Annotated in this window: 5 protein-coding genes; 4 read left to right on the forward strand and 1 reads right to left on the reverse strand. The window is 41.5% G+C overall.

Annotated elements, in window-relative coordinates; translation table 11 throughout:
• Positions 1-262: 262 nt before the first annotated feature.
• On the reverse strand, positions 263-1900 hold the full coding sequence (gene pruA / locus JWQ85_RS21485) for an L-glutamate gamma-semialdehyde dehydrogenase (RefSeq protein WP_299471666.1): 1638 nt from the start codon (positions 1898-1900) through the stop codon (positions 263-265).
• A gap of 861 nt (positions 1901-2761) precedes the next feature.
• Between pruA and JWQ85_RS21490 the strand changes: the two genes are divergently transcribed.
• From JWQ85_RS21490 to JWQ85_RS21505, 4 genes are all read left to right on the forward strand, one after another.
• Positions 2762-3124, forward strand: a complete 363-nt coding sequence (locus tag JWQ85_RS21490) for a helix-turn-helix transcriptional regulator (RefSeq protein ID WP_299471668.1) — start codon at positions 2762-2764, stop codon at positions 3122-3124.
• Between the two features lie 117 nt (positions 3125-3241).
• Positions 3242-6052, forward strand: a complete 2811-nt coding sequence (locus JWQ85_RS21495) for a TonB-dependent receptor (RefSeq protein ID WP_299471670.1) — start codon at positions 3242-3244, stop codon at positions 6050-6052.
• Positions 6053-6166: 114 nt separating this feature from the next.
• The gene (locus JWQ85_RS21500; RefSeq protein ID WP_299471672.1) at positions 6167-7546 is read left to right on the forward strand and encodes a hypothetical protein; all 1380 of its coding nucleotides are present in this window, start codon (positions 6167-6169) and stop codon (positions 7544-7546) included.
• Positions 7547-7738: 192 nt separating this feature from the next.
• The coding region (locus tag JWQ85_RS21505) for a TonB-dependent receptor (protein WP_299471674.1) at positions 7739-9783 on the forward strand (2045 nt) is incomplete at its 3' end.

Here is a 9783-nt window from a genome sequence, read left to right on the forward strand (position 1 = left end):
TGACAGATCTTTGCAGGGTCGTGCAGCGTGACCGACTATATTATAGTGCATGTTTGCCTGAGCCATGTTTGGATTTAATGGTGGCGTTGTTTCGTCAGTAGCTTGTTTTTAAATTGGTCATTATTAGTTATTTATGCGTTCACAGTGGTGTTCACGGCTGTGAACGTGAACACTTCTGATAAAACAGAAAGCCCAATCTTATTAAAGATTGGGCTTTCTGTATAATATGCTCTTCAAAACCTCCCCTTCAGGGGCTGGGGGGTTAAACTTCTTTAGCCAAAAACGGATACCTGTAATCTTTTGGTGAATCAAATGTTTCTTTGATGGTACGTGGTGATACCCAACGCAGCAGGTTTATCATTGAACCGGCTTTGTCGTTTGTACCCGAGCCGCGGGCACCGCCAAATGGCTGCTGGCCTACAACCGCACCGGTTGGCTTATCATTAATATAGAAGTTACCGGCCGCATTACGCAGGCGGGTAGTAGCCTCGGCAATTGCATAACGGTCTTGCGATAGAATAGCACCTGTTAACGCGTAGATAGATGTTTTATCTACAATATCCAGGATCTTGTCCCACTCGCTGTCTTCGTAAACGTAAACTGTTAATACCGGGCCAAACAATTCCTCGCACATGGTTACATAGTACGGGTCGTTCACCTTTAAAACGGTAGGCTCAACAAACCAGCCATTGGTTTTATCGTAGTTACCACCGGCAACAACTTCAACGCTATCGTCAGCTTTCGCGGCATCAATATATTTAGCCAGTTTATCAAACGATACCTCGCTGATAACTGCATTAATAAAGTTCTCAAAATCCTCTACCGGGCCCATTTTAAAAGTGGCCATTTCGCGTACCATATGCTCTTTTACCGCAGGCCATAGGCTTGCAGGTATGTAAGCACGAGAGGCGGCAGAACATTTTTGCCCCTGGTATTCAAAAGCGCCGCGCAATAAAGCAACAGCAACCGCATCAGCATTGGCGCTTGGGTGGGCAAGTACAAAATCCTTACCACCGGTTTCGCCTACAATACGTGGGTAGGTTTTGTATTTATGTATGTTGGTGCCAATTGTTTGCCATATATGCTGGAAAACTTTGGTAGAACCTGTAAAATGGATCCCTGCAAAATCGGGGTGGTTAAATACCACATCGCCAACCTCGGGGCCATCAGCGTAGATCAGATTGATAACACCGGCAGGTAAACCCGCTTCAATTAGCACCTGCATAATTACGTTAGCGGCATAAACCTGTGTATCGGCAGGTTTCCAAACTACAACATTACCCATCATAGCGGCAGACGATGGCAGGTTACCGGCGATAGCCGTAAAGTTAAACGGCGTAAGCGCGAAGACGAAACCTTCCAGCGGGCGTTGTTCCAAACGGTTCCAAACACCTTTGCCGGATACAGGCGGTTGCTGCTGATAGATCTCGGTCATATATTGCACGTTAAAGCGCAAAAAGTCTATGAATTCGCAGGCGGCATCAATTTCGGCCTGGTAGGCGTTCTTGCTTTGGCCAAGCATGGTAGCCGCGTTAATAGTAGCGCGGTAAGGGCCGGCCAATAGTTCGGCGGCTTTCAAAAATATGGCTGCACGCTGCTCCCATGGCAGGTTTTCCCAGTCGGCTTTAGCGGCAAGGGCAGCATCAATAGCAGCAGTTACATGGCTTTTCTCGCCATAATGAAAAGTGCCTAATAAATGTTTATGATCATGAGGCGGGCGCAGTTCCATCAGTTTACCTGTACGAACTTCTTTACCGCCAATATACATAGGTATATCAACCTGTTTTGAGCGGGCTTCGGTTAAAGCGGCCTTAAGCGTTGCACGTTCCACACTGCGCGGGCCGTAATTTAATACGGGCTCGTTTACAGGGGCAGGAACATTAAAAAATCCTTTTAACATAGATGATTATTTTGGTGTGCAAAGATACGGGTTTTGCTTTGGAAGAATGAATTGTAGTGGCGAATTTACAGAGGGATGATAGGGGAAATGTGCAGATATGCAGATGCTTGGCGCAGGCATATTGAATGTTGAGATATGGTTATGGAAATATAATCTGTGTTTTATTTTGATTTATACGATTAATGTATAATATTTGATTTAACCTATTGTATTACAGTATGTAGAATGCTGTAACAATCACCAAAAACCTTTAATCATAAATTATGGAGCCTACTAATTCTTCCCAACCTCAAATTATTATTATAGCCAAACAAAAAAGTGTTGGTACTGCTTTTTTATTAGCTTTTTTGTTCGGACCGCTCGGCTTATTATATGCGTCGATACTTGGTGGTATTGTAATTTTATTGTTGGTATCATTCTTTTTTTCCTGATTCCAATAATCGGCGGCATCATGGCATGGGTAGGATGTATTATTTGGGCAATTATGGCTGCTCAAAATGCAAATAAGGTTACCATAAGGTAATACCCCTTTGTTTCTGTAAGAATAAAACGAATATATTTTTAGGAATTTGCCTATGGTTGGTGTTATCACTGTACTGGTCATGCCTTGTTCCATTCTGTTCCATTTTGCTGAAAATGGAACACCCGTATTTGATTGTAAAATATTATAAATCAATTATTTATAATTTAAAATTGACTAAAGTTATAAAAAGGTCAATATGTTAAATATCTAATTATTAATATGTTCCACTTATTCCATTTATTCCACTTGTTCCATTTTCAAAATGGAACACACTCAATAAAAATGAAGCATTTTTATTGAAATATACCACGTTTATTAAAAATGTTTATAATTGCAACATGTCTGACGAAGCAGTTGTAAAACGGATAAAGGTTATTGTGAAGGAGCATGGTGGTCAACTTGCGCTTGCGAATGCCATTGGTGTAGATCAGGGTTTTATTAGCAAGGTTATTAACCAAAAGCAAGACATTAGTTACTACCTTATCCGTAAGCTGTGTTTTCAGCTAAAGTACTCGCCCGAGTGGCTGATACTGGGCACCGGCGATAAAATGATCCATAAACCCGACTCGGCCAAACTGATAACCGAGATACAAATGTTGCGTACCGAGGTGGATATTCTGCATGCCCGTATGCGTGCCTACGAAATACAACTGCAGGAAATAAAACAACATAACTTAACTGATAAGCAAAAAGCTGGATAACAGCGTGTTTGGGCGGTTGATTAACAATAGCTTAATATTAAGTGGCTGTTATGGTAATGCATTAGTAACATTCAACTAACATAGTGGTAATAGTTTTGCGGTATTAAATTAATACACGTGAAAAAAGTAATATCAGCAATTACCGTACTATTCGTTTTAACCCTAACTGCGGGCAATTTATTTGCACAAACCACAGGCCGTATCTCAGGTAAGGTAATAGACCAAAAAAATAGCGAAACTTTAATTGGTGCCACTGTTAACATAGAAGGCACTACAAAAGCCTCAGCTACCGATGTGGATGGCCATTATGTATTAAGCGGACTTGCGCCGGGCAAATACACTATATTAATAAGATATATAGGCTATCAAAGCAAAACCGTATCAGATATTGAAGTAAAAGCAGGTGCCAATACTCCACTTGATGTTACCTTGGGCCAGGCCCAATCACAAGCCTTGAATGAGGTTGTGATAAAAGCTACTTACAGGCAAGCATCGGTAGGTGCATTATATGCCCGCCAAAAAAATAGCATACAGGTATCTGACGGTATATCTTCCGATATCATTCGCCGCTCGCCCGATCGTAATACCGGCGACGTTTTAAAACGTATAGGCGGTACCAGCGTGCAGGATGGCAAATTTGTAGTTATACGCGGTTTGGCCGAAAGATACAATAACAACTTGCTGAATGGTTCGGTACTGCCAAGTTCCGAGCCTGATAAAAAAGCATTCTCATACGATATTATACCTGCCAGCCTTATTGATAATATTGTAGTTTATAAAACCGCAACGCCCGATCTGCCGGGTGATTTTGCAGGCGGAGCTATAAACACCATTACTAAGGATATCCCTGATAGTAAATTTATGGAAACTACCTTAAGTATAGGCTATAACTCTAAGGCTACATTTAAAAATGATTTTATTGACGCACAGCCAAATGGTAAATATGACTTTTTAGGCTTTAGCGATGATTCAAGGAAATTACCTCCGGTATATGCAGATAATAAGGCTATTTACACCTCGGGTACTACAAATAACCAAAAAATAGCCATCGCTCAGCAGTTCCCTAATACATTTGGTTCAAAAACAATTACAACTATACCTAACATTAACTTTCAGTTTGTTACGGGTAATTCTAAAGTGTTAAAAAATGAGGGTCGTTTAGGCTACAACTTTGCCTTAAACTATAGCACTGGTTATAAAGAGAGCACTGGTAACCGTACGCAATACAACGTATCGGCACCAGATCAATTGCCGCTGTATAGTTTTGACAGGAATATTTTTTCGAGCACTAAAACCCTGGGTGGTTTATTTAGCCTTGGATATACTACCGGTAGAACCAAATTGGTTTTCCGTAACCTGTTCAACAACGATTTTAGTAAGGATTACGAGCAAACAAGTAATGCACTGGTAAGAGGTGGCGACGATAGCGAACCTACCCACTACCGCGGTTTTTCGAATGAGGTAACCCAAAATGGTGTGTTAAGCTCTGTATTAGAAGGGCAGCACACCCTTGGCGAAAGAAAGATAATTGTTGATTGGGCCGGTTCATATGGTTTATCATACAGAAAACAGCCGGATCAGCGCATCGTTACCATATTTTCTAACCCCGATGGTGGCGAGTATCTATCTTTACCAAGCGAAAACAGCCCGCTGTCGAACATACTTGGCCGCGTATACTCTAACCTTAACGAAAACATCTACAGCGGGAAAGTAAACGTTACCTATCCGTTTAAATGGTTGAATCAGCCGCAAAAAATTAAAGTCGGTGGTTTATACACCTATCGTGACCGCGATTTCAGTATCGATGCATTAGGTTATGTTGATATAGTGGGTAATGGTAAACGAATAGACTTGGCTAATGGTACTACCATTGAGAACGTTTTTAGTCCTCAAAGCATTGCTAACAACAATCTTGCATTTTCAAGGATCGATCTTCAATCAACAGATTATGTTGGCACATCTAATTTAAACTCGGGTTATTTAATGCTCGATAATAAATTTAGCGATAAACTTCACCTGGTTTGGGGTGCAAGGGTAGAACGTTACGAACAAAAGTTAGCGGCTACCGGCAAAGCCGTGCAAAACTACGTGAACACAGATATATTGCCTTCGGCTAACTTATCGTACGCATTAACTGAGAAATCAAATCTTCGTGCCTCATTCTATAAATCAGTTAACAGGCCCGAGTTTAGAGAGCTTGCCGACTTTAGGTACTTCGATTATCAAAATAACTTTAACATAAGCGGTAATAAAAACCTGGTACGAAGCACCATCTCAAATGCCGATTTGCGTTACGAGATCTTCCCATCGAGCGGCGAAATTATATCCGTATCGGCATTCTACAAAAAATTTACAAACCCTATAGAACAGGTTAACCTTGATAATGATGTGTTATCGTACGATAACGCGGTAAGTGCCGAAGACTTTGGCGCCGAAGTAGAGTTAAGGAAGAAATTAAACTTTATCAGTGAGAATGGTCTTTTCAAAAACTTAACATTCTACGTAAATGCATCATACATAAATGCAAAGGTTAAATTTAGGAATAGGGAAGAAGCAAAAACACCTCTACAGGGGCAATCGCCATACCTGATCAATTCGGGCTTATTTTATGCACCCGAAAGCGGAAGTTTTACATTTAACGTACTGTATAACCGTATTGGCGAGCGCCTAAGGTTCCGTGGTGTTGATCCACACACCGATATCTACGAAAAACCACGTGATGTGATCGATTTCCAGGTGAGTAAACGCCTGTTTAAAGGTGGCGAACTGAAGCTTACCCTTTCGGATATACTGGCTCAAACCAACGCGCTATACTACAATATTGGCGACGTGAATAAAATTGCTTACAGCGCGGCTACCGATAAAATTATTCAAAACAGGTTTAATGGCTTTACAACCAACCTGTCATTTAAATACAGCTTCAAATAATAATTTGTTAACACCCGGGTGATATAAACATAATGTTATCATCACGACGGCTTTAAGTTAACTTAACATGGCCGGGGGATATTTACCAAATAAACTAAGACAGAAATAGAACACATGAAAAAACACATTTATTTACTCGGTATCGTTGGCTTGATGGCTTTTGCATCATCATGCTCAAAGTCAAATGGCCCAACTCCTCTTCCTCCAGATACAAAACCTCCTGTTACGGGTGGCAATGTTGATGTTAGGGGCAAAATCACAAAAGATACCCATTGGACAGCTGACAAAGTTTACCGTTTGCGTGGCTATGTTTATGTTGATAACAATGCTACTTTAACTATCGATGCAGGTACTAAAATAGTAAGTAACAAAGATTCGTCTGGTGTACTTATTATTTACAAAGGCAGCAAAATAAGTGCAGCGGGTACAGCTGATAAGCCTATTGTTTTCACTTCAAACGAAACTGAGAAAAAACCGGGCGATTTTGGTGGTGTGGTTGTAGTTGGTTTAGCTACAGGCAACGGTAACCACGCGGTACTTGAAGGTGGTGTTGACGGCGATCACCAGGCTTTTGGTGGTACTAACGATGCTGATAATTCGGGTGTGTTACAATACGTACGTATCGAATATGCAGGTAAAGCGGTTAACCCCGGCGACGAGGTTAATGGTTTAAGTATGTATACTGTAGGTAGCGGTACCGTGGTTGATCACATTCAGATTGTGCGTGGTTTGGATGATGCCTTTGAATTCTTCGGTGGCGCGTTCAATGCAAAATATCTTATCGCATACAATTGCGCTGATGATGATTATGATTTTGACGATGGATTCCATGGTAAAATTCAATTCGCTGTATCGGTTAAAGATCCTGCGTTTACTGATAATAAAGGTACAAGCGGCGATATTTCAAATAACTTTGAGTTTGATAATACTACCGATGCTAAAGGTTACATGTTAACCCCAAACACTTTCCCTTTAATGTCTAACTTCACTGCTATCGGCCCTAATAATGCTGCCGGTACATCAGCTGATTACGGTAACAATGCACGTTTCAGAAGAGGTGCTAAGTTCATCCTTGCCAATTCAGTGGTAATGGGCGGCCAAAAAGCAGGTATCGTAATTGATAACGATGTTACTGCAGGTTACTACAAAACAGGTATCAGCGGTGTTAAAAACACTTTGCTGGCATCTTTTGGTGCAAACTACAAAGTTGATAAATTAACTGATGCAACTGTATTAGATGCAGCCGGCTTAAAAGCTTTAGTTGAAACCCGCGATGGTAGCCAGTCATTTACTGATGCTGCTGCAATTGGTTTAACTGATCCTTTCAACAACGCTTCACCTAACCTTTTACCTAAAACTGGTTCACCAGCTTTAGCAGGTGCTAAATTTGAAGGCTCTATCAATGATGCCTTCTTTACAAAAGTTGCTTTCTTAGGTGCTATTGACCCTGCAAGCGACTGGACAAAAGCTACTTGGGTATCTTGGAATAGATAATAATTACAATATTTAATAACATAAAAAAGAGCGGCTGTCCATTAGGATAGCCGCTCTTTTTTTGTTTTATAATTAGTAATGACGTAACATTAAATTAACATATTAAGCCTCATTCTAATCCCATTCTAATTCTTGCTTAACAGGTGCTTAACACGGCCAAGGCACTTTTGAAGGAAAATAAAATCCTTCAAAATGAAAAAGATTTACCTGATTATTTTAACCCTGCTGGTAACAGTCGCGGCTAAAGCGCAGATCACAACTACCGTTATAAGCGGTAAGGTTGTGGATGCCAAAGGCGTTACTATGCCGGGCGTAACCGTGTCTGTATTAAATAACAGCACAGGTACGCGCTACGGCTCGCAAACCAATGCCGATGGCCGCTATACCATCCCCAATATAAACCCCGGCGGCCCTTATACTTTAAGCGCCACTTTTGTGGGTTACAAAAAAGATGAACATACCGATGTTACCTTATCATTAGGTAGCGCTACCTACAACTTTATTTTAACCGACGAAACAACAGCGCTAAAAGAGGTAAGGATTGTTGGCAATGCGGGCGGTACCAAAACAGGTGCAAGTACACGCATAAGTCAGGCTCAGATCCGCAACATGCCATCCATAAACCGCAGCCTGCAGGATCTTACCCGTGCCACACCACAAAGTAATAACAACTCTTTCCAGGGAACCAACTATCGTTATAACAACGTAACGCTTGATGGTGCCATAAATAACGATGCAATTGGCTTTAGCCCTTCTTTGGGCGGGCAAAACAATGCATCGGGCCAGGTAGGCAGCAGTACGCGTACAAGCCCCGTATCGTTAGATGCCATACAGGATATACAGGTTTTGGTTGCTCCATATGATATTAAAATTGGGAACGTATTGGGCGGTAGTATAAACGCGGTAACCCGTAGTGGTACAAATGATTTTACCGGTGCTATTTATGGTTATGGTCGTGGCGCTTTTTTAGTAGGGCCAAACAACGCGCCTCTGGCTGCCGGTGGCGATGGCTCAAAATTGCCAAATACTTTTCATGATTATCAAACAGGTATCCGTTTAGGTTTACCCATCATCAAAAACAAATTATTTTTCTTCACTAACGAAGAGATCGCCCGCAGGCAGGATCCTGTTATCCGCGGTGCAGGTACACCCGGCGCAGATCAGATCCTGTCTTTAAAAGATGCGCAGGATATTTCTAAAAAGTTTGCGGACGCGGGTTTTGATGCAGGTACTTATAATAATACTTCTATTTACTCTAACTCCAACAAGTTTTTTAACCGTTTAGATTGGAATATCAACGATAACAACCAATTAACCATCCGCAACAACACCATTAGCTCAACAGCTACAAACCTGGAGCGCGATCAACAAAACTTCCGTTTTGGCGGTATCGATTATACGTCGCACAATAACTCAACATCAACCGTTGCCGAGTTAAAATCGAGATTATCTAACAATGTGAACAATAGCCTGGTACTGGGTTACTCAAACGTACACGATTACCGCGATCCAAATTCAAACCCCGCTTTGCCTCAAATTGAAATAACAGGTAAAACACCGGGCACAACCATATTTGTTGGTACCGACCGCGAGGCCGCTATTTTTGATATGCACCAAAAAACAGCGGAATTTACAGATAACCTTACCTGGACAAAAGGTAAACACACCTTTACATTTGGTACACACAACGAGTTTTACGACATTACTTACAACTTTGTTAACGCCTGGAATGGCCGTGATGCCTTCAAAAGCGTTGCCGATTTCTTAGCCGATAACCCATCACGTATCCGTGCCAATTATAATTATACGAACAACACACGCGACTACATTTTGGCTAACCCATCGGCACAGTTTAAAGTTAACCTGCTTAGCTTTTATGGCCAGGACGAGATACAGCTATCAGATAAATTTAAATTAACCGCGGCCTTACGTATCGATTATGCTGGTGTACCCAACAAACAGCCCTTAAGCGATAAAACAACAAATGCCCCGGTTGATCCAAACTACGGTAATACCTTTACCTACACCAAACCTAAAGACATTACCCAAAACTATTTAAACAACGTTGAGTTTAACCCGCGTGTATCATTTAACTATGATATAAACGGCGACCAGAGCGTTATTTTACGTGGAGGTAGCGGCTTGTTTACCGGTCGTGTTCCGTTTGCTTGGTTTGGTTACGCGTTTTACAACAACGGCCAAACCTACGGCGCGTCTGATTTTAACCCACCTGCGGC

Source organism: Mucilaginibacter sp., assembly GCF_028288105.1.
Lineage (GTDB): Bacteria > Bacteroidota > Bacteroidia > Sphingobacteriales > Sphingobacteriaceae > Mucilaginibacter.

Bases quoted from the DNA above. Each gene is read 5' to 3' on its own strand.
- JWQ85_RS21490 (WP_299471668.1), top strand. From the start codon at position 2,762: ATGTCTGACGAAGCAGTTGTAAAACGGATAAAGGTTATTGTGAAGGAG.
- JWQ85_RS21500 (WP_299471672.1), top strand. From the start codon at position 6,167: ATGAAAAAACACATTTATTTACTCGGTATCGTTGGCTTGATGGCTTTT.
- pruA (WP_299471666.1), bottom strand. From the start codon at position 1,900: ATGTTAAAAGGATTTTTTAATGTTCCTGCCCCTGTAAACGAGCCCGTA.